The 19,585-nt window shown below is 62.1% G+C and carries 18 protein-coding genes; 10 read left to right on the top strand and 8 right to left on the bottom strand.

From position 1 onward, the window contains the following. The first annotated feature begins 183 nt into the window (after positions 1 to 183). The 5 genes from prpR (at position 184) to O3297_RS20130 (ending at position 5,505) form a co-directional block, all read left to right on the top strand. Positions 184 to 1,809: a propionate catabolism operon regulatory protein PrpR gene (gene prpR / locus O3297_RS20110; RefSeq protein ID WP_305049760.1), complete on the top strand. Its 1,626-nt coding sequence runs from the start codon at positions 184 to 186 to the stop codon at positions 1,807 to 1,809. Positions 1,810 to 1,834: 25 nt separating this feature from the next. Then, entirely contained in the window at positions 1,835 to 2,773 is a 939-nt protein-coding gene (locus O3297_RS20115) for a phytanoyl-CoA dioxygenase family protein (RefSeq protein ID WP_305049761.1), read from the top strand. 90 nt (positions 2,774 to 2,863) lie between these two features. Further along, the gene (locus tag O3297_RS20120; protein ID WP_305049763.1) at positions 2,864 to 3,736 is read left to right on the top strand and encodes an alpha/beta fold hydrolase; all 873 of its coding nucleotides are present in this window, start codon (positions 2,864 to 2,866) and stop codon (positions 3,734 to 3,736) included. Between the two features lie 3 nt (positions 3,737 to 3,739). Beyond that, complete coding sequence (locus tag O3297_RS20125) at positions 3,740 to 4,789, top strand: sensor histidine kinase (RefSeq protein WP_305049765.1); 1,050 nt, start codon at positions 3,740 to 3,742, stop codon at positions 4,787 to 4,789. Continuing rightward, positions 4,786 to 5,505, top strand: coding sequence for a LytTR family DNA-binding domain-containing protein (locus O3297_RS20130; RefSeq protein WP_305049767.1), 720 nt, complete (start codon positions 4,786 to 4,788; stop codon positions 5,503 to 5,505). Before O3297_RS20125 ends, O3297_RS20130 begins: the two co-directional genes overlap by 4 nt. A gap of 5 nt (positions 5,506 to 5,510) precedes the next feature. Here O3297_RS20130 and O3297_RS20135 read toward each other — a convergent pair whose 3' ends face one another. The 3 genes from O3297_RS20135 to clpS all read right to left on the bottom strand — a co-directional run bounded on the left by O3297_RS20135 (position 5,511) and on the right by clpS (position 11,635). After that, the gene (locus tag O3297_RS20135) at positions 5,511 to 8,864 is read right to left on the bottom strand and encodes a S41 family peptidase (RefSeq protein WP_305049768.1); all 3,354 of its coding nucleotides are present in this window, start codon (positions 8,862 to 8,864) and stop codon (positions 5,511 to 5,513) included. Positions 8,865 to 9,035: 171 nt separating this feature from the next. Continuing rightward, a complete protein-coding gene (gene clpA / locus O3297_RS20140; protein ID WP_034751575.1) occupies positions 9,036 to 11,336 on the bottom strand; it encodes an ATP-dependent Clp protease ATP-binding subunit ClpA in 2,301 nt (766 codons plus the stop codon). Continuing rightward, positions 11,333 to 11,635 (bottom strand): ATP-dependent Clp protease adapter ClpS, encoded by a 303-nt coding sequence (gene clpS / locus O3297_RS20145; protein ID WP_034751577.1) that lies wholly within the window; start codon positions 11,633 to 11,635, stop codon positions 11,333 to 11,335. Before clpS ends, clpA begins: the two co-directional genes overlap by 4 nt. A 321-nt stretch (positions 11,636 to 11,956) precedes the next feature. Between clpS and O3297_RS20150 the strand changes: the two genes are divergently transcribed. Continuing rightward, the gene (locus O3297_RS20150; protein WP_010395943.1) at positions 11,957 to 12,160 is read left to right on the top strand and encodes a cold-shock protein; all 204 of its coding nucleotides are present in this window, start codon (positions 11,957 to 11,959) and stop codon (positions 12,158 to 12,160) included. Between the two features lie 87 nt (positions 12,161 to 12,247). Here O3297_RS20150 and icd read toward each other — a convergent pair whose 3' ends face one another. Continuing rightward, a complete protein-coding gene (icd, locus tag O3297_RS20155; protein WP_305049776.1) occupies positions 12,248 to 13,501 on the bottom strand; it encodes an NADP-dependent isocitrate dehydrogenase in 1,254 nt (417 codons plus the stop codon). Between the two features lie 290 nt (positions 13,502 to 13,791). On the opposite strand from icd, the gene O3297_RS20160 reads away from it, so the two are divergent. From O3297_RS20160 to O3297_RS20170, 3 genes are all read left to right on the top strand, one after another. Beyond that, on the top strand, positions 13,792 to 14,355 hold the full coding sequence (locus O3297_RS20160) for a pseudouridine synthase (RefSeq protein WP_305049777.1): 564 nt from the start codon (positions 13,792 to 13,794) through the stop codon (positions 14,353 to 14,355). 110 nt (positions 14,356 to 14,465) lie between these two features. Next, positions 14,466 to 14,786, top strand: coding sequence for a hypothetical protein (locus O3297_RS20165; protein WP_305049779.1), 321 nt, complete (start codon positions 14,466 to 14,468; stop codon positions 14,784 to 14,786). Positions 14,787 to 14,913: 127 nt separating this feature from the next. After that, on the top strand, positions 14,914 to 15,357 hold the full coding sequence (locus tag O3297_RS20170; RefSeq protein WP_034782186.1) for a DUF192 domain-containing protein: 444 nt from the start codon (positions 14,914 to 14,916) through the stop codon (positions 15,355 to 15,357). Positions 15,358 to 15,494: 137 nt separating this feature from the next. Here the strand turns inward: O3297_RS20170 and rpsT are convergent, their stop codons facing one another. Then, positions 15,495 to 15,761, bottom strand: coding sequence for a 30S ribosomal protein S20 (gene rpsT, locus O3297_RS20175; protein ID WP_010395935.1), 267 nt, complete (start codon positions 15,759 to 15,761; stop codon positions 15,495 to 15,497). A gap of 308 nt (positions 15,762 to 16,069) precedes the next feature. Between rpsT and murJ the strand changes: the two genes are divergently transcribed. Then, on the top strand, positions 16,070 to 17,617 hold the full coding sequence (murJ, locus tag O3297_RS20180) for a murein biosynthesis integral membrane protein MurJ (RefSeq protein ID WP_034782184.1): 1,548 nt from the start codon (positions 16,070 to 16,072) through the stop codon (positions 17,615 to 17,617). Between the two features lie 179 nt (positions 17,618 to 17,796). On the opposite strand, the gene O3297_RS20185 is transcribed toward murJ, so the two are convergent. From O3297_RS20185 to O3297_RS20195, 3 genes are all read right to left on the bottom strand, one after another. Then, positions 17,797 to 18,294 (bottom strand): FxDxF family PEP-CTERM protein, encoded by a 498-nt coding sequence (locus O3297_RS20185; protein ID WP_052140113.1) that lies wholly within the window; start codon positions 18,292 to 18,294, stop codon positions 17,797 to 17,799. Between the two features lie 241 nt (positions 18,295 to 18,535). Next, positions 18,536 to 19,186 (bottom strand): type II secretion system protein, encoded by a 651-nt coding sequence (locus O3297_RS20190; RefSeq protein ID WP_176374937.1) that lies wholly within the window; start codon positions 19,184 to 19,186, stop codon positions 18,536 to 18,538. Between the two features lie 5 nt (positions 19,187 to 19,191). Then, positions 19,192 to 19,584 carry a type II secretion system protein gene (locus O3297_RS20195; RefSeq protein WP_305049782.1) on the bottom strand — a complete coding sequence of 131 codons (393 nt, stop codon included), beginning with the start codon at positions 19,582 to 19,584 and terminating at the stop codon, positions 19,192 to 19,194. Position 19,585 lies beyond the last annotated feature (1 nt).

Raw genomic sequence — 19,585 nt, forward strand, 5'->3', positions numbered from 1 at the left:
TAAACATGCGCCTGGGCAAATATTCTTCCAAGCATCATGGTGCTGCTAGATCATAAACCAGTTTCCCGGGGTTTTTTCATATTCCTTATTGGCAATATCTGAAACACCACAGACCACTTGCAACACGCCCGTTGCAACGCCGTTGCATGGCTGAAAAATGAAACAAATCGTTTAGAATAAAGCATGCGCCGCCCTCCCCAACCTCCGCTCGACCACCGCGACAAACCCGTCATCTGGACCGTCTCCGTCTCGCGCCTGTTCGACCTGTTCCGCGACATCACGCTCGAATACGACGACCTGGCGACGATCGAACCGATCAACCTGGGCTTCGACGACGCCGTGCGCCACATCCGCGAACGCATGGCCACGGAGCGCTGCGACGCCGTCATCGCGGCCGGTTCGAACGGCGCCTACCTGAAAGGCAGGCTGTCGGTACCCGTCATCATCGCCAAGGCCAGCGGCTACGACGTGATGCAGGCGCTGGCGCGCGCGCGGCGCATCTCGCCGCACATCGGCGTCGTCACCTACCAGGACCCGATGCCGGAACTGGCGGAATTTGCCGCCACCTTCGGCTTCCAGATCTTTCAGCGCACCTATGCCACCGAGGAAGACGCGCGCGCGCAGATCAATGAACTGAAGGCGGCCGGGGTCAAAGCCGTCGTCGGCGCGGGCCTCGTCACCGACCTGGCCGAAGAGGCGGGACTGGCCGCCGTCTTCGTGTATTCGGCCACGGCCATCCGGCGCGCCTTCGACGATGCGCTGGAACTGGCGCGCCTGACCCAGATCGAATCGAACCGGGGACGCCGCACGGTAGTGGCCGACACCCTGCGCGCGCGGCACGGCCTGCACGATCTGCGCGGCGAGTCGGAAGCGATGGAAGCGCTGCGCCAGTCGGTGGTGCTGTATGCGCGCTCGCCGGCAACGGTGCTGATCCAGGGAGAAACGGGCAGCGGCAAGGAACTGGTGGCGCAGGCGATCCATCGCGAAAGCCCGCGCAGCCTGGGCGCGAACCGCCCCTTCATCGCCATCAACTGCGGCGCCATCGCCGAATCCCTGCTGGAATCGGAACTGTTCGGCCACGAGGATGGGGCCTTCACGGGCGCCCGCAGGGGCGGCCATGCGGGCCTGTTCGAGGCGGCCAACCACGGCACCCTGTTCCTCGACGAAATCGGCGAAATGCCGCTGGCCCTGCAAACGCGATTGCTGCGCGTGCTGGAAGAGCGCGAAGTGGTGCGCGTGGGCGGCACGCGGCCCATCGCCATCAATGTGCGCATCATCAGCGCCACGCATTGCGACCTGGAACAGCGCATCCGCGAAGGACGCTTCCGCGCCGACCTGTTTTACCGTCTGGCCGTGCTGCGCCTGCATTTGCCCGCCTTGCGCGAACGCGCCAGCGACATTCCCGGCCTGGCCGAGTGGTCGCTGAAAAATGCGCTGGCCGCGCTGGGCGCCCGTCCGCACCCCAACCTGCATGCGGAAATCCAGGCTTGCGCGCCGCTGCTGCGCCGCTACGACTGGCCCGGCAACGTGCGCGAACTGCGCAACCTGGCCGAGCGCCTGGCCCTGTTCCTGGCCGCCGAACCGCTGCAGGCGCTGACGCCCGCCTTCGTGCTGGGCGTGGCGCCGGAACTGGCCAATGCTGCCGGCACGCCGGCGCCGCTGCCGTCGCCGGCCGCCGCCATCGCGCCGTGCCAAGAAGACGAAAGCGCCAGCGCCGTGCTGGCGCGCTTTGGCGGACGCCGCGACGCCGCCGCCCACTACCTCGGCATCAGCCGCACCACCCTGTGGCGCCGCCTGCGCACCGGCTGATTTCTTCAACCAGACAAAAGACACCATGGACGACTGGCCTCACTTGCACGAATTATGGCAACGCTGCACGGGACACGGCGGCGCGGCCGGCAGCCAGGGACTGGCGCGCGACCACCGGGACATCAAGGCGCTGTATGCGCGCGGCATTTCCATGGAAGACGCCATGCAGTTCCTGTTCCAGCAACGCCCTACGCTGGAAGCCTTCCAGGCGTGGCTGGCTGGCCGCACGCGCGTCCGCCCGGCGCACGCCGCCAGCGCGCATCAGGACGTGCTGTCGGCCGCCGAACTGCGCCATTTCGAGGAGCACGGCTACCTGGTGCTGCGCGGCGCAGTGCCGCGCGCGCAGTGCCTCGCAGCACAAACGGCGATATGGGAATACCTGGACGCCAGCCCCGATGATGCGGCATCGTGGTACCGGCCGCACCCGGGCAAGCGGGGCCTGATGCTGCAGTTTTCCGACCATCCGGCCCTCGAGGAAAACCGCCACTGCGCGCACATACGCCACGCCTGTCAGCAGCTATATGACAACGGCATCGGCGCCGGCACCGGCATCTACGCCAGCATCGACAAGGTGAGCTTCAATCCGCCGGAAACGCCGCAGCACCGTTTCCTTGGCAGCGCCCTGCACTGGGACGTCAGCCTGCAACAGCCGGTTCCCTTCAAGCTGCAAGGCATGCTGTACCTGAGCGACTGTCCGGCGCAGCACGGCGCCTTTCACTGCGTGCCCGGCTTCCAGCACCACATGGCCGGCTGGCTGCGGCAAGTACCGCCGGGCCGCCAGCCGCGCGAATGGGCCGTCGAGGACTTGCGGCCCGTGCCCGTCGAAGGCATGGCCGGCGATTTCATCATCTGGCACCAGGCCCTGCCCCATTGCGCCACGCCCAACCGCGGCCCGGCGCCGCGCATGGTGCAGTACCTGACCTACCTCCCGGAGCACTGCCAGGATCAGGATGCGTGGATCTGAACCACTCATCCCGCCCTGGCGCCGCTCATCCCGCAGCGCTGGCCGCGCGCTCCCGGCGCCGCTAGCATGGTCGTCAAGGAGGAACACCCCATGAAACGAACACTGCAAACATTGATCTTGCTCAGTACCGCGCTGCTGGCGGGCGCCAGCCAGGCCGCCGCGCCCCAGGCCTTCACGATCGAGGTCACCGGACAAGGCCGTCCCCTGATCCTGATTCCCGGCCTGGCGTCTTCCGGCGAAGTCTGGCAAGGCACGGTGGCGCGCCTGTGCGGCCCGCAAGCCGCACGCCAATGCCACGTGCTGACACTGGCCGGCTTTGCCGGCGTGGCGCCCATCGAGGGCGACCTGCTGGCGCAGGCCGAGCAACAACTGGCCGACTACATCGGCACCCAAAAACTGGGCCAGCCGGCCATCATCGGGCATAGCCTGGGCGGCTTCCTGGCGTTGAAAATGGCCATCGACCATCCTGACCAAACGGGCAAGCTGGTGATCGTCGACTCGCTGCCGGCGCTGGGCGCGACGCAGCTGCCCTCCATCACGCCGCCGCAGCTGCAAGCCATGGCTGCGCAGATGCAATCGGCCATGCGCGCGCAGGATGAGACCACCTACGCCGCCAGCCAGCGCCGCACGGTAAGCAGCATGGCCAGCGCGCCGGCCGACGTGGAGCGCATCATCGGCTGGGGCCAGCGCTCGGACCGCGAGACGGTGATCAAGGCCATGGGCACCCTGGTGGCCAGCGACCTGCGCCAGGACGTGGCGAAAATAAAATCGCCAACCCTGGTGCTGGGTACCTGGATCGCCTACAAGGACTATGCGCCGCGCGCCGCCATCGAAGCGACCTTCCAGCAGCAGTATGCCCAGCTGCCCGGCGTAAAAGTCGCGCTGGCCGACACGGCGCGCCACTTCATCATGTACGACCAGCCGGACTGGATGCAGGCGCGCATCGAACAGTTCCTGGACTAGGCGATGAACGCGCCCTTGCATCGGCCGCCGCTGCTGGCCAGGATCAACTGGTACTGGACCTTCCAGCTGGCCGGCTGGGGCGCGCTCACCCTGTTCAACAGCGTGTATGGCGGCTCCACGCAGCTGCGCATCGTCGTGACGATTGCCAGCTGGGGCTCGCTGGGCGGGCTGCTGCTGTCGCACCTGTGGCATGGCGTCCTGCGCCGGCGCGGCTGGGCGGCGAACGGCTTGCGCTGGCAGCGCATCGTGCCGTCGCTGATCGTGCTGGCCGCCATCCAGACGGCCAGCGTGACGGCCGCCTTCCACGTCATGTATCCGCCGGACACCATCCGCGGCATCGCCTGGCTGCCCGGCGCGCTGCTGTTCTGGTTCGGGGTATTCCTGACCTGGACGGTGTTCTACTTCACCGCGCTGTCGCTGCGCCGCGCCAGCCGTTTCGAGGCCGAGGCGCTGCGCCTGGAAGTGCTGGCCAAGGATGCCCAGTTGCGTGCCCTGCAGGCGCAAGTCAATCCGCATTTTTTCTTCAACAGCCTCAATAGCGTGCGCGCGCTGATCTTCGAAGACCGCGAAGCGGCCGCGCACATGATCGACCAGCTGGCCAACCTGATGCGCCATGCGCTGCAGTCCAGCCAGCACGCCACCGTGCCGCTGGCGGCAGAACTGGAGGCCGTGCGCGCCTACCTGGCCATCGAACAGAGTCGCTTCGAGGAGCGCCTGCGCGTCAGCTTCGACATCGCCCCCGGCCTGGAGCTCGTGCGCGTGCCGCCCATGGCCCTGCAAACGCTGGTGGAAAATGCCGTCAAATATGGCGTCGAAGCGAGTGCCGATGGCGGCGACATCCGCATCGCGGCGCGGCGCGGCGCTGGCATGGATACGCTGCAGATCGAGGTCGCCAACACGGGCAGGCTGCGCAGCGCGTCCGGCTCCACCGGCATCGGCCTGCGCAATGCGCGCCAGCGCCTGCAGCTGGCCTGCGGCGAGCGCGCCAGCCTGGAACTGTGCGAACAGGCGGGCTGGGTACACGCCACCATCCACTTGCCGGAACTGGCATGAACGGCCAGCCGCTCAGGATACTGCTGATCGATGACGAGCGCCTGGCGCGCGCCGAGCTGCGGCGCCTGCTGGCGCCGCATGTGCAGCAAGGTGCCGTGGAAATCGTGGGTGAGGCGGCCAGCGCGGCCGACGCCATCACGCAGATCGGCAAGCTGCGCCCCGACCTGCTGCTGCTCGACGTGCAGATGCCGGGCGGCTCCGGCTTCGACCTGCTGGCCGCGCTGGACGATGCGCCCGACGTCATCTTTTGCACGGCCTTCGACCAGTACGCGCTGCAGGCGTTCGAGGTCAGCGCCCTCGACTACCTGCAAAAACCCGTGCAGGCGGCGCGCCTGGCCACGGCGCTGGCGCGTGCCGGAGCGCGGGCGCAAGCCGTGCCGCCGCCTGCGCCGCGCAAGGTCTTCATCAAGGATGGAGAACGCTGCTGGTTTGTGGCGTTTGACGATATCCGCCTGCTGGAATCGGAAGGCAACTACACGCGCGTGCATTTCGGCGAACAGCGTCCGCTGATGCTGCGCACCCTGAACCAGCTGGAAGAAAAACTCGATCCCGCCCTGTTCCTGCGCGCCAACCGGCGCCAGATCGTCAACCTGGCGCAGGTGGCGCAGCTGTCACCGAACGCCGCCGATGGCCTCGACCTGCACCTGCTGGACGGCAGCGTGGTCGAGGTCTCGCGCCGCCGCGCGCAACAGTTCAAGGCCGCCTGCGGCCTGTAGCGGGACTATTTCAACGCGGGGATCGGCTGCGCCTGGAATGCGGGGCGCGGCTGCTCCTTGAGCTTTTTCGCCAGCATGTCCAGCGCCACTTCCAGCTGGCGGTCGGCGCCATTGAAGGTGGCGTGCGGCGGGTTTTCCACCTCCACGTCCGGCACCACGCCCACGCCTTCGATCAGCCACTGGCCATCGATGCCGAACTGGCCGTTTTCCGCCACGCGCGCCATACCGTTATCCGCCAGGCGCGTATTGTCGCTGAGCCAGACGCCGGCGCCGGCCGTGCGCTTGCCCACCAGCGGCGCCAGGCCCAGGGCCTTGACGCCGGCGGCAAAGGTCTCGCCATCGGAATACGTGAGTTCATCGACCAGCACCACCAGGTGGCCGCGGAAGGTGTTCTGCATGTTCGACGATGGCTGCACGCCCGGCGGCGCCCAGTAGGCCCAGGCCTTGCGCAGCAGTTTTTCAATGATCCAGCTGTCGATATTGCCGCCGTTATTGCGCCGCACGTCGATGATCAGACCTTCGCGGTTGATGTTGGCGTAAAAATCGCGCGCGAACGAGGCGATGTCATTCGGGCCCATGGCGCGCAGGTGCAGGTAGCCGATGCGCCCCTGCGAATCGGCCGCCACCTGCTCGGCGCGGCTCAATTCCCAGTCGCCATAGCGCAGCGCCGTCTGTTTCGCCATGTTGACGGGCGTGACGATGACGGCGCGCGGCGCGCCCTTGCCATTCCCCCGTTTGACCTGCAACAAGACCTGCTTGTCGGCCTGGTTCAGCAGCAGGTCGCTGATATCGCGCGCGGCCAGCACGTCCTTGCCGTTGACGGCCGTGATCACGTCGCCCGCCTTCACATCCACGTCGGGGCGCGACAGCGGCGCGCGCGCCGAGGGCAATTCCGCTTCGCTGCGGTAGACATGCTCGACCCGGTAACCGTCGTTTGTCCGCGCCAGCACGGCGCCCAGGCCCGCAGGCGTGCCTTCCTGCTCCGTGCGGCGCAATTCGCCGGGACGGATCTGCGAATGCAGCGCGCCCACTTCGGCCACCATCATGCCGAGTAGATCATTGAGTTCGGCGCGGTCCGTGACCCGCTCGACCAGCGGCGCATATTTGTCGCGCGCCGCCTTCCAGTTCACGCCGCGCATCTTCGCGTCGTACAGGAAGTCGCGGTGCAAGCGCCAGGCATCGTTGAACATCTGCTTCCATTCCAGGCGCGGATTCGACACAAACGTCCAGTCGTCAACCTTGACCTTGGCTTTCGACAGGTCGGACGGCAGCTTGGCGCCCGCCTCGATCACCAGCATCTCGCCCGGTCCCGTAGCTGCCGCCGTGCGGTAGTACAAATGCTTTTTATCCTGCGCCAGGTCGAATTCACGCACGTTGGCCACCAGCAGTTCCGGCTTGGAACCGGTATTGCCAATCGCCAAAGTCTTCAGGCTGGACTTGTTCTCGCCGCTGTCCCGTTCGAGGAAATACAGGCGCTTGTCATCGGCGGCCAGCGCGCTGTAATTGCCCGCCGCCAGCGGCACTTCATACAGGCGCTCGGCCAGGCCCTGGCTGACGATGGCCGGCAGCGCAGCCGCTACCTTTTTCACGGCGCCCTTGCCGCCGGCCTTTTCCAATGCCTTTTCCGCCGCCAGTTCGGCCGCCTTTTCATCGTCCGTCTCGGCCGGCTTGACGCCAGGGCGGCTCAGTTCATCGTCGGGCTGGAACGGGAAACGGTTGCCAGGCTGCAGCGCCAGCGCATATACGCCGATACGCTTGTCGAACACGGGCCCCATGTTGCGGTCGCCCCACGGCGAGCCGTTGGCCAGCTGGAAATTGCGCGCCGACATGAAGTACAACCATCGCCCGTCGGGCGAAAACACGGGTGAACCGGACGTATAGCGGTCGCTGGTGACGAATTGCAGCTGTTTCGACGCGAGGTTGTACAGGCCGATCTGCTCGCGCTGCTCATTGCTGGCCACACGCACGATGGCCAGGTTGCGGCTGTCGGGCGACCATTGCACTTCGTCGTGCTTGTCCACGCCCGCCTTGCCCGCGTCGTCGATCAGCGCGTTGCCCCTGGTCGCCAGGTCCAGCAGCCAGAAACGGCCCTTCTTATCCGTGTGGGCCAGCCAGCGCCCATCCGGCGACGGGTACAGCTTCCAGCGGTGGTTATCTCCCTGCGTCGTCAGCTGCTCGCCCTTGCCCGAACCATCGGCGGCGTACTTCCAGATTTCATTCTCTCCGCTCGTGTCGACGATGGCGAAGACGGATTTTTCGTCGCTGGAAAAGACGGCGTCGCGCGCCCGCGCCCCTTCGGGAATGGCGATATCGACGCGGCGCATGCTGCCCGTACCGGCGATGCTGACGCGTCCGCGAGCCGTCAGGATGATGCGCTCATCCTTGCCGGACAGCTGCACATTGCTCAAGGTGTCCAGCGGCGAGCGGATCTGGCGCGCGCGCTGCTGGTCGAAGTCGGATACGAGGCTGATCGGCAATGGCGATGAGTCCGTCCCTGCCGCCAGGTCCAGCACCTGCAGGTCCGCGCCCAATTGATACACAATCTTGCCATCGCCCAAGGAAGCATTACGCACGTCCCATTGCTTGTGCGTCGTCAATGCGCGGCGGTCGGAACCGTCCGGCAGCATGCTCCACAGATTGTCGCTGCCGCCCGCGTCGCTAATATAGTAAACGCGGCCTTGCCACCACATGGGACGCTTGTTGTTGCCAGCCAATACGGCAGGTTCCGCATGCATGCGCACGGCCTCGTCCTTGCCGCCCACCTCATAGCGCCACAGGGTGGCATGCGCGCCGCCCCGGTAATTGCGCACATTGTCGTTGGTCATGGCCAGGCCGAAACGCGTGAAGAACAGCGTCTTGCCCGCATCGTCGAGCACGGCGTCGTTGGCATCGGCCACGGGAAACACGCGGCGCGTCTGTTTCACGGGGTCGATGGCGGCGACGATGCGGCGCGAAGCGGGACCATCCGTGTTTTGCGTGCTAACCAGCACCTCGCCCTGCGCCGTCCAACCCAGGACCAGCACGCCGCCGTTGTCATACGAAATACGGCGCGGCAAGCCGCCTGCCAGCGGCATCACATACGCTTCCTGCGCCCCTTCATAGGCGGCGGAAAAGGCAATCCATTGGCCATCGTGCGAAATCGCCGCGTTCGTTTCATAGCCGGGATGCGTGGTCAGGCGTTGCGCGGCGCCACCGCGCACGCTGCTTTTCCACAAATCGCCTTCTGCCGTGAAGACTACGGTATCGCCGCGCACGGCGGGAAAGCGGAAATAGCTGCCGGCAGGAGAAGAGGCAGCGGTGGCGTTGCCCAGCAGGCCGGCGGACAACAGGAGCAAGCTAAGATTGCGGGAAATTTTCATATGAGCATCCAGATAGCGGTCAGGTGGCATGGACATCATGTCGATACCGGACAGCAATTCTGGCATAACTATGACCAAAGAAAACCTTCTTAAAACCTTCTTTATTGCCCACAAAAACGTAAAAAAACCCGCGCCACTTGCGTGGGCGGGTTTTTGTTGACAGCAGGAAGCTTATTCCACTTCCACCGTTTCCGGTGCTGCCGTCGGCGCCGCGTCTGGCGGTTCCGGGAATTCCAGCAAGACCTGGTCCTTGTCGTCGAGGTCGACGGTGACCCGTCCGCCCGTCACCAGGCGGCCGAACAACAGTTCGTCGGCCAGGGCCTTGCGGATCATGTCCTGGATCAAACGCGCCATCGGACGCGCGCCCATGAGCGGATCGAAACCTTTCTTGCCGAGGAAGGCACGCAGCTTCTCGGTAAACACGGCTTCGACCTTTTTCTCGTGCAGCTGCTCTTCCAGTTGCATCAGGAACTTGTCGACCACGCGCAGGATGATTTCCTGGTCCAGCGCGCGGAAGCTGATGGTCGCGTCGATACGGTTGCGGAACTCCGGCGTAAACATACGCTTGATGTCGGCCATCTCGTCGCCAGCCTGCTTCGAGTTGGTGAAGCCGATCGACGTCTTTTGCAAGCTTTCCGCGCCCGCATTCGTCGTCATGATGATGATCACGTTGCGGAAATCGGCTTTGCGGCCATTGTTGTCCGTCAAGGTGCCGTGATCCATCACTTGCAGCAGGATATTGAAAATGTCCGGATGGGCTTTTTCAATTTCATCGAGCAGCAAGACCGCATGCGGCTTCTTGGTGATCGCTTCCGTCAGCAAGCCGCCCTGGTCGAAACCAACATAGCCCGGTGGCGCGCCGATCAAACGGCTGACGGCGTGGCGTTCCATGTATTCCGACATGTCGAAACGAATCAGCTCGATACCGAGGATGAAGGCCAGCTGTTTCGCCACTTCGGTCTTGCCGACGCCCGTCGGACCGGAGAACAGGAAGGAACCGATCGGCTTGTCTGTCTTGCCCAGGCCGGCACGGGCCATCTTGATGGCCGACGCCAGCGCGTCGATGGCGGGATCTTGCCCGAACACAACATTGCGCAAGTCGCGGTCGATCGTCTGCAGCTTGCTGCGGTCGTCCTGGTTGACCGTTTGCGGCGGAATGCGCGCGATCTTGGCGATGATGTCCTCGATCTCGGCCTTGCCGATGGTTTTCTTCTGTTTCGACTTCGGCAAGATGCGCTGTGCCGCGCCCGCTTCATCGATGACGTCGATCGCCTTGTCGGGCAGATGGCGGTCGTTGATGAAGCGCGCCGCCAGTTCGGCCGCCGTCGACAGGGCCGAGGCCGAGTATTTCACGCCATGGTGCTCTTCGAAGCGCGATTTCAAGCCGCGCAGGATCTGCACGGTTTGCTCGACGGTCGGCTCGTTGACGTCCACTTTCTGGAAACGGCGGGAGAGCGCATGGTCTTTCTCGAACACGCCGCGGAATTCCGTGTACGTGGTCGCGCCGATGCACTTCAATTGACCGTTGGCGAGTGCCGGTTTCAGCAGGTTGGACGCGTCCAGCGTGCCGCCCGACGCCGAGCCCGCACCGATGATGGTGTGGATTTCGTCGATGAACAGGATGCCGTTCGGATTGTCCTTCAATTGCTTGAGCACGGCTTTCAGGCGCTGCTCGAAGTCACCGCGGTATTTGGTACCGGCCAGCAAGGCGCCCATGTCCAGCGAATACACGACGGCATTCTGCAGGATTTCCGGCACATCGCTTTGCGTGATGCGGTAAGCGAGGCCTTCGGCGATGGCCGTCTTGCCCACGCCCGCCTCGCCGACCAGCAGCGGATTGTTCTTGCGGCGGCGGCACAGGATCTGGATCACGCGGTCGACTTCTTCCTCGCGGCCGATCAGCGGGTCGATCTTGCCTTCGGCGGCGGCCTTGTTCAGGTTTTGCGTGAACTGGTCGAGCGGGCTTTCCTTCGGCTGGCCATCGACAGGCGCTTCTTCCACCCCTTCGGAGGCTTTCGCGCTTTCCGTCGACTGGTCCTTGCGCACGCCGTGCGAAATGAAATTGACCACGTCCAGGCGCGTCACGCCCTGCTGGTGCAGGTAGTACACCGCATGCGAATCCTTTTCGCCGAAGATGGCCACCAGCACATTGGCGCCCGTGACTTCCTTCTTGCCATTCGAGGCGGACTGGACATGCATGATGGCGCGCTGGATCACGCGCTGGAAACCAAGCGTCGGCTGGGTGTCGACTTCGCCCGTGCCAGGCACGGTCGGCGTGTTATCGCCGATGAAATTGGTGAGGGTCTTGCGCAGGTCTTCTATATTGACCGCGCAGGCACGCAACACCTCGGCAGCGGAGGGATTGTCCAGCAGTGCCAGCAGTAAATGCTCAACCGTGATGAATTCGTGCCGTGCCTGCCGAGCTTCGACAAACGCCATGTGCAAACTTACTTCTAATTCCTGCGCAATCATACTTCCTCCATCACGCACTGCAGGGGATGCCCCGCCTTGCGCGCATGCGTTAAAACGAACTCCACTTTGGTACACGCTATATCTTTAGAGAACACGCCGCACACTCCTTTGCCGTAGCGATGAACACTGAGCATGATTTGCGTCGCCGTTTCACGGTCCTTGTTGAAATACTCCTGAATGATGGCCACCACAAATTCCATCGGGGTGTAGTCGTCATTGAGCAAGGCTACCTGGTAGAGCGGTGGCGGCTTCAGCACTTGCCGCTCCAGCAGGGTTTCTGTGTCGTGCTTGGTTGCCATACGCTTATTCTAATGCTTTCACAGTGGTTGTCATGCGCAATATCTACGCCTTTCCAATTGTTTTCAATCTTACGCGTTTTCTTAATACTGCGCAGATGGCGACCTTGCCGTCAAAATCAAGAGTTGCTTTTTTGGTTGTCGTGAAGAATTTGGCAATATCGATGGAAAAGCGCTTGACTTCATTATTTATTCCGCCAACAATGCTGTATCGACTGTTGCAGTAATGTACAGCTTGATAAGAAGTGAGACGTCGAGGAGGGGGCAAGAAGCTTCTTGCTTTTATGGCTCGTGTGATTTGTTTTAATTTTGAAAGTTCTTTTTATGGCAACAGGTACAGTTAAGTGGTTCAATGATTCCAAAGGTTTTGGCTTCATCACTCCAGATGATGGCGGCGAAGATTTGTTTGCTCATTTCTCCGCAATCAACATGAACGGTTTCAAGACCCTCAAAGAAGGTCAAAAAGTTCAATTCGAAGTCACGCAAGGCCCTAAAGGCAAGCAAGCTTCCAACATCCAAGCAGCCTAAGCATCGCCGGCCCTCAGATGTGAAAAACCCCGTCTCCTGACGGGGTTTTTTTTCGTCCGCAGGGTGCGCGGCACCCTGCCCCTCCAGTTACATGTGCTCGATCATCACTTCGCCGAAGCCGGAGCACGACACTTGCGTGGCGCCTTCCATCAGACGGGCAAAGTCATAGGTGACGCGTTTCGAGGCGATCGATTTTTGCATCGAAGAAATCACCAGGTCGGCCGCTTCCAGCCAGCCCATGTGGCGCAGCATCATTTCCGCCGACAAAATCAACGAACCGGGGTTCACGTAATCCTTGCCCGCATACTTGGGCGCCGTGCCGTGCGTCGCTTCGAACATGGCGACGGAATCGGACAGGTTGGCGCCCGGCGCGATGCCGATGCCGCCCACTTGCGCCGCCAGCGCGTCGGAAATGTAATCGCCGTTCAAATTCAGGGTGGCGATGACGCTGTATTCGGCCGGACGCAGCAAGATCTGTTGCAGGAACGCGTCAGCGATGGAGTCCTTGACGATGATGTCGCGGCCCGTCTTCGGATTCTTGAACTTGCACCATGGGCCACCATCGATCAGCTCGGCACCGAATTCCTTTTGCGCCAGCGCATACGCCCAGTCGCGGAAGCCGCCTTCCGTGTACTTCATGATGTTGCCTTTATGCACAATCGTCACGGACGGCTTGTCATTGTCGATCGCATACTGAATGGCCTTGCGCACCAGGCGCTCCGTGCCTTCGATGGACACGGGCTTGATGCCCAGGCCCGACGTGGCCGGGAAGCGGATTTTCGTCACGCCCATTTCATTGACGAGGAAATCCATCAATTTCTTGGCCTCTGGGGAGCCTTGCTGGTATTCGATGCCGGCGTAGATATCTTCCGAGTTTTCGCGGAAAATCACCATGTCCGTCTTTTCCGGCTCTTTCACCGGCGATGGCACGCCCGTGAAGTAGCGCACGGGGCGCAGGCAGACGTACAGATCGAGCTGCTGGCGCAGGGCCACGTTCAGCGAGCGGATGCCGCCGCCGACGGGCGTGGTCAGCGGGCCCTTGATGGAGACCACGTAATCTTTCAGCACTTGCAAGGTTTCTTCCGGCAGCCACACGTCGGGGCCGTACACATTCGTCGATTTTTCGCCCGCATAAATTTCCATCCAGCTGATCTTGCGCGCGCCGCCGTAGGCCTTGGCCACGGCGGCATCGATCACCTTGATCATGACCGGGCTGATATCGATGCCCGTGCCATCGCCTTCAATGAAGGGAACGATGGGATTATCTGGTACATTCAGCGAAAAATCGGCGTTGACGGTGATTTTTTGGCTGTCAGCAGGTACAGTGATATGTTGATACATCGTGATCTCCGAAGTGGGACACACCGCTGGCGGGCAACGCAGGCCGGCGACGCGCTCTGCGGTTGCAGAGTTTACAAAAACAAGTGCGAACATGGCGGCAACAACGCACTTTAGCAGGGAAAGAACACCCGGGCCATCTGCGGCGCCAAAGAATCTCAATGCCATACCGTCCATGTCTTCTATAAGACATAAGACTAACATCCATATTATGCACCAGTATCCTACAGGGCGCCACGCTTTTGCGGCGCCAACCAGCAGCCACCATCGCTTACATCAATTCCTTTACCAGCATGCCACTCATCCTCTTCAATAAACCATTCCAGGTCCTGTGCCAGTTTTCGCCGCAGGACGGCCGCGCCACCCTGGCCGACCATCTGAGCATCCCCGGCATCTACCCGGCCGGCCGGCTCGACGCCGACAGCGAAGGCTTGCTGCTGCTGACGGACGACGGCCGCCTGCAGCACGAAATCAGCCACCCGGACCGCAAGGAAGCGAAAACCTACCTGGTGCAGGTCGATGGCGTGCCCGATGCGGCCAGCCTGGCGCGCCTGCAGGCGCCGCTGGACCTGGGCGACTTCATCACCAAGCCATGCAAGGCCGTGCGCATCGCCGAGCCGGACTGGCTGTGGTCGCGCAATCCGCCCATCCGCGCACGCGCCGACAAGCCGACCTCATGGCTGGCAATCACCTTGAAAGAAGGAAAGAACCGGCAAGTGCGGCGCATGACGGCCGCCGTCGGCCTGCCCACCCTGCGCTTGGTGCGCAGCGCCATCGGCCCGTTCTCGCTGGCCAGCCATCCCTTGCTGCCCGGAGAATGGTGCGAGGTGCCGGCCGAGAACATTGGGAAAACGTGAACCAGACAAGAAAAAACGCCTTCCGTACCGAATTTTGCCAATAAGCACTATTTATTTTTAGATAATGCATTAAAATCATCTGACCTCAACATGACCGAAAAGGAAAGATGATGACAAAAGTAATACTGGCCCTGGCCGCTTCCCTGCTTGCCGGCGCCGCACTGGCGCAATCGGGCGCCCAGGTGCACGCTTCCGCCGCGACCGATGCCGTCAAGCCGCCGCCCGCATCGGCTGCCAGCCATGCCTCGGCCGCCACCGATGCCGCCAAGCCGGTGCCGCCGGCATCGGCCACCGTCAACGCTTCGGCCGCGACGGATGCGGCGCGCTCAGGTGCATCGACCAAGGCCTCGGCCGCAACGGATGCGCCGCGCCTGATTCCCCAGGCGCGCAAGACCAAGCAGTCGGCCGCTGAAGGCAAGCCCGTGAAATAAACACGGTTCCCGGGGTTACGGCAGCATGTTGCTGTAACCCCACGCTTTCGGCGCGGCCAGGCAGCACGCTTGACCAGGCGGCCACCAGCATGGCTTAATCGCCGCTTCGCAGCCACCGTCCCGCCCCATGAAAAATTCCCTACGCCGTCTCAGCCTGTCGATCGCCCTGCTGGCGTGCGCCAGCATTGCTCAAGCGCAGACAAAGAGCTTGCAACTGTCGGCTGGCATGCATTTGATCCAGGCAGAAGTGGCCGCCACGGAAGAGCAGCGCGAACAGGGTTTGATGTACCGTGAAAAGATGCCGGCCAATGCGGGCATGCTGTTCGTCTTTGGCAACCCATCGACGCAATGCATGTGGATGAAGAACACGCCGCTGCCCCTGTCCGTGGCCTTTATCGATGCCGGCGGCAAGATCGTCAATATCGAAGACATGCAGCCGCACACGCTCGACAGCCATTGCTCCACCAGGACAGTACCCGTGCGCTATGCGCTGGAAATGCACTTGGGCTGGTTCAAGCAAAAGAATATCAAGCCGGGCATGAACATCGGCAACTTGCCGGCGGCACGCTAAGCCGGCGCGGCCGCAAAAAATGTGAAAAAAAACGCGAAAAAACCCGCCAGAATGAATCTGCGGGTTTTTGCTTTTCAACCAGTGCCAGCGTACCGGCACAGGCAAGGCCACCATGGTGGCTTGCCTGCTGGCGAATATTAAGCGGACAGTGCTTTCAAAGCAGCTGCCAGACGGCTCTTATGGCGAGCTGCCTTGTTTTTGTGGATGATCTTCTTGTCAGCGATACGGTCGATGGTCGACACGGATGCTTGGAAGATTGCAGCAGCAGCTGCCTTGTCGCCGCCCTGGATCGCTTTGCGAGCAGCTTTGATAGCCGTGCGCAAGGTCGAACGTTGGGACGAATTGTGTGCGTTTTGCTTAACTGCTTGACGAGCGCGTTTGCGCGCTTGTGCGGTATTTGCCATGGAATTTCCTAAAACAGGGTCAAAGTGCGTTTGCAAACATTAGTGTTTGCCAACCGGTGCGTTCTGTGCGTCTGCCGAACCATGTGTGCCAAACCAGTGCCTGTCAAACATTAGTGTCTGCGTAACAGAATTCTGTACAGCCTTCGATTATAGCGATATTTTCAAGCGGGGGCAAATCAAAAAACCGGGTATCGCGGTAAAAACACCTGAAAATGGGCCTGGCAAGGGCGAATCGGCGGCACTTGTTACCCGCTTGTTACCATATTTTAACCGTTTGACAGTACCGCGCCCGGCTATAATCTGGCCCCATGAACTTGCTTAAAACTCTCGCCGCCATTTCCAGCATGACCATGCTGTCCCGTGTAACCGGATTATTGCGCGAAAGCCTGTTCGCGCGCGCCTTTGGCGCCGGCGCCTACACGGACGCCTTCATTGTTGCCTTCCGCATCCCCAACCTGTTGCGCCGCCTGTTTGCCGAGGGAGCCTTCTCGCAAGCCTTCGTGCCGATCTTGTCTGAATACAAGAACCAGCATGGCCAGGAAGCCAGCAAGCAACTGGCCGACCATGTGGCCACCACCCTCGTCTGGGCCACCCTGCTGGTGTCCGCCATCGGCATCGTCGGCGCGCCGTGGTTCGTCTACGCCATCGCCACGGGCCTGTCCAAGGACCCTGGCGCTTTTGACGCGGCCGTGTGGATGACGCGCTTGATGTTCCCTTATATTACTTGCATGTCCTTCGTGGCCCTGGCCGGCGGCATTCTGAATACCTGGCGCGAATTCAAGATTCCCGCGTTCACGCCGGTGCTGCTGAATCTGTCGTTCATCGCCGCCTCGCTGTTCCTCGCGCCCCATCTGGAGCAGCCGATCTACGCCATGGCCATTGCCGTGTTCGCCGGCGGCCTGCTGCAGGTGGCCATCCAGATCCCTGCGCTGATCAAGATCGGCATGCTGCCGCGCCTGTCGATCAACCCAGCCATCGGCCTGTCCGACGGCGGCGTGCGCCGCGTGCTGAAAAAGATGGGGCCGGCCGTGTTTGCCGTCTCGGCAGCGCAGATCAGCCTGATGATCAACACGAGCATCGCCTCGCGCCTGGCCGAGGGCAGCATTTCCTGGCTATCCTATGCGGACCGCCTGATGGAATTCCCCACCGCCATGCTGGGCGTGGCCCTGGGCACCATCTTGCTACCCAGCCTGTCGAAGGCGAATGTGGATGGCGACAAGACGGAATACTCGGCCCTGCTGGACTGGGGCTTGCGCCTGACTTTCCTGCTGGCCCTGCCCGCCGCCGTCGGCATGGCGACCCTGGCCACGCCGCTGATCGCCACCCTCTTCCACTACGGCAAGTTCACGGCCGAATCCGTGACCATGTCAACGCAGCCACTGGTGGCCTACAGCCTGGGCCTGATCGGCATCATCCTCGTGAAAACCCTGGCGCCCGCCTTCTATGCGCGCCAGGACATCCGCACGCCCGTGAAAATCGCCATCGGCGTGCTGATCGCCACGCAACTGATGAATCTGCTGTTCGTTCCCTACATCGCCGTGGCCGGCCTGGCCCTGTCGATCGGCCTGGGCGCCTGCCTGAACGCCAGTTTCCTGTACTGGGGCTTGCGCAAGCGCGGCATCTACCAGCCGAAGCCGGGCTGGGCCAAGTTTTTCCTGCGCCTGCTGCCGGCACTCATCGTGATGGGCGGCGTGGCATATGTGGGCGCCATGCGCATCGACTGGATCGCCATGCAAGCCCATCCGCTGCTGCGGGCCGGCGCGCTGGCCCTGGTGGTGGCCGTGTGCGGCGTGGCGTACTTTGCCACTTTGTTCCTGGTTGGCTTCCGCTTCCGCGACTTCAAGCGCCACGCGTGACAAGCTGTGCAGGACGTTGTTGCCGACGTCTCGCCGTACTAGCGTACTGTCTTCGACTTGGCGCCTGGTCCTGCGCAGCTTGTCCGGATTGTGCAGGACGTTGTTGCGGCGTCTCGCCATACTGACGAAAGACGAAAAAAAACCCGCCGAAGCGGGTTTTTTTTCATTGCAGCGAAAGCTTAGGCAGCTTTCTTGGCGCGGCGGCGGGCCACGGCGCCAACCAGTGCCAGGCCGCCCAGCAGCATGCCATAGGTTTCTGGCTCTGGTACTGGCAGGGCCGACACGGAACCCAGGTAAGCGGCATTTTTCAGACCCGTCAGGCCCGTCACATGCACCGTGTACGAACCGGCGGCCAACTGGCCATCCCAGCTCAGGCTCTGGATACCAGCGGCGCTGGTGTTGGTCAGGTTGCCGTAACCCAGCAAAGTGGCCGAGAAATCCTTGATCGCGCCTTCAACCACGGAGAACGTTTGCAGTGCGCCAAACGACGTCGACGATGGGGTGACCAGCTTGAAGGTCCAGAAGTCGTCAACTGCCGAGTTAGCGGCAAACTTGGTGGTAATGGCCGACAGGGTATCGGAACCGGTTGGATCCAGGATGCCCAGGTCGTACGTTGCTGCCGATGCGCTGAACGATGCTGCTGCCAGAATGCCTGCAGCGATAAATTTCAATTTCATAGTTTATCCCTTAAAAAGTAATTTATGGCTGCAATGCGCAGGCCACCAATAGTTTTAGTACCGGAAGTACTAGACAGGATGGTAGCATAATCACATCAAATTACTTATAAATATTTTATCGAAGTTTCATCCAAGATAACTATTTTCGAAATGAACTATTTGCCACTATCTATGAATTTCTATGGAAAAATAGTTACCGAGGCATACATCTAATTTTTCCCATGTTTAACGGTGAAAACGCCTATTCGGCAGGGTTTTCAACGGGACTTTGCGGTTCAGGAGGCTCAACTGGCTCTGGTGGCGCCTGTTCTTGCGATGGAGTAACAGGGCGGGAAAACAACGGTGGTGGCGGCAAAGCGGGCATGATGCCGGCCTCATCACCCGCCGGAACAGTTGCCGGTCCCGCAGGCGGCACGGATGACAGCCGTGCATCGACCATGAAGTGCCACTCCGAGAAATGCGCCCTGCCTTCGAAGCCCGCAAACCGGGCCTCGAAATTGCCAACCTTTAATGGCGCCGCCTGCGACAGGCTGTGCACGCCGATGATGCCCTGGCTGCCGGGCTGGTACAGCAAGCCCCACTCGGCGCGTCCCGTGATGGGGTCCACATACAGCTTGCGCAAATGGCGGCGCAGTTGCGGAAAGCGGGGGTCGCGCAGCAAGGCCGCCAGGGTCGGAGGCTGCTGCGGCTGGCCGGCCGGCGTAGCGGCCGCATAGCTGTAGAGGGCATCTGAAAACTGCGCGCCGATGTCGAGCAACTCCTGCTCGGTCGCCTGGCGCTGCAGCAAGGAACCCATCTTCAGTCCGGCCGCCCCCACGAGGCCCAGGATAGCCACCAGGATGATCAGGCCCAGGTAGGTAAAACCACGCTGGCGGCGCGCAGGACGGTGCATGGCCGCTACCAGTCGGCAAACGGCGTGCCGCTGCGGTCCTTGCCGGGCGCGCCGCTTTTCACGTCATACACCTGGCCCGGCGTGTCGTCGGGCGGCGGCACGATGAGCCAGCTGCTGTCGCTATCGGTGATGGGATCGATGGGCATGGCCCGCAAATATTTCTTTTCCACCAGCTGCTCCAGCGTATCGGGATAGCGCCCCGTATCGCCGTGGAACTGGTCGATGGTCGTGCGCAGGTTGCGCAAGTTGTCCGCCAACACGGTTTCCTTCGCCTTGTCCAGGCTGGGAAAGTAGCGGGGCACGGCCAAGGTCAGCAGCAGCGCCACGATGCCGAGCACCACCAGCAACTCGATCAGGGTAAAGCCGCGCCTGCGGTGTGGGATATTTTCAGCAGCCATG

It is taken from the genome of Janthinobacterium sp. SUN128 (genome assembly GCF_030587275.1).
Classification (GTDB): Bacteria; Pseudomonadota; Gammaproteobacteria; order Burkholderiales; family Burkholderiaceae_D; genus Janthinobacterium; species Janthinobacterium lividum.

Coding starts and splice junctions, on each gene's coding strand:
- prpR (WP_305049760.1), top strand. CDS start 184: ATGCGCCGCCCTCCCCAACCTCCGCTCGACCACCGCGACAAACCCGTC.
- O3297_RS20115 (WP_305049761.1), top strand. CDS start 1,835: ATGGACGACTGGCCTCACTTGCACGAATTATGGCAACGCTGCACGGGA.
- O3297_RS20120 (WP_305049763.1), top strand. CDS start 2,864: ATGAAACGAACACTGCAAACATTGATCTTGCTCAGTACCGCGCTGCTG.
- O3297_RS20125 (WP_305049765.1), top strand. CDS start 3,740: ATGAACGCGCCCTTGCATCGGCCGCCGCTGCTGGCCAGGATCAACTGG.
- O3297_RS20130 (WP_305049767.1), top strand. CDS start 4,786: ATGAACGGCCAGCCGCTCAGGATACTGCTGATCGATGACGAGCGCCTG.
- O3297_RS20135 (WP_305049768.1), bottom strand. CDS start 8,864: ATGAAAATTTCCCGCAATCTTAGCTTGCTCCTGTTGTCCGCCGGCCTG.
- clpA (WP_034751575.1), bottom strand. CDS start 11,336: ATGATTGCGCAGGAATTAGAAGTAAGTTTGCACATGGCGTTTGTCGAA.
- clpS (WP_034751577.1), bottom strand. CDS start 11,635: ATGGCAACCAAGCACGACACAGAAACCCTGCTGGAGCGGCAAGTGCTG.
- O3297_RS20150 (WP_010395943.1), top strand. CDS start 11,957: ATGGCAACAGGTACAGTTAAGTGGTTCAATGATTCCAAAGGTTTTGGC.
- icd (WP_305049776.1), bottom strand. CDS start 13,501: ATGTATCAACATATCACTGTACCTGCTGACAGCCAAAAAATCACCGTC.
- O3297_RS20160 (WP_305049777.1), top strand. CDS start 13,792: ATGCCACTCATCCTCTTCAATAAACCATTCCAGGTCCTGTGCCAGTTT.
- O3297_RS20165 (WP_305049779.1), top strand. CDS start 14,466: ATGACAAAAGTAATACTGGCCCTGGCCGCTTCCCTGCTTGCCGGCGCC.
- O3297_RS20170 (WP_034782186.1), top strand. CDS start 14,914: ATGAAAAATTCCCTACGCCGTCTCAGCCTGTCGATCGCCCTGCTGGCG.
- rpsT (WP_010395935.1), bottom strand. CDS start 15,761: ATGGCAAATACCGCACAAGCGCGCAAACGCGCTCGTCAAGCAGTTAAG.
- murJ (WP_034782184.1), top strand. CDS start 16,070: ATGAACTTGCTTAAAACTCTCGCCGCCATTTCCAGCATGACCATGCTG.
- O3297_RS20185 (WP_052140113.1), bottom strand. CDS start 18,294: ATGAAATTGAAATTTATCGCTGCAGGCATTCTGGCAGCAGCATCGTTC.
- O3297_RS20190 (WP_176374937.1), bottom strand. CDS start 19,186: ATGCACCGTCCTGCGCGCCGCCAGCGTGGTTTTACCTACCTGGGCCTG.
- O3297_RS20195 (WP_305049782.1), bottom strand. CDS start 19,584: ATGGCTGCTGAAAATATCCCACACCGCAGGCGCGGCTTTACCCTGATC.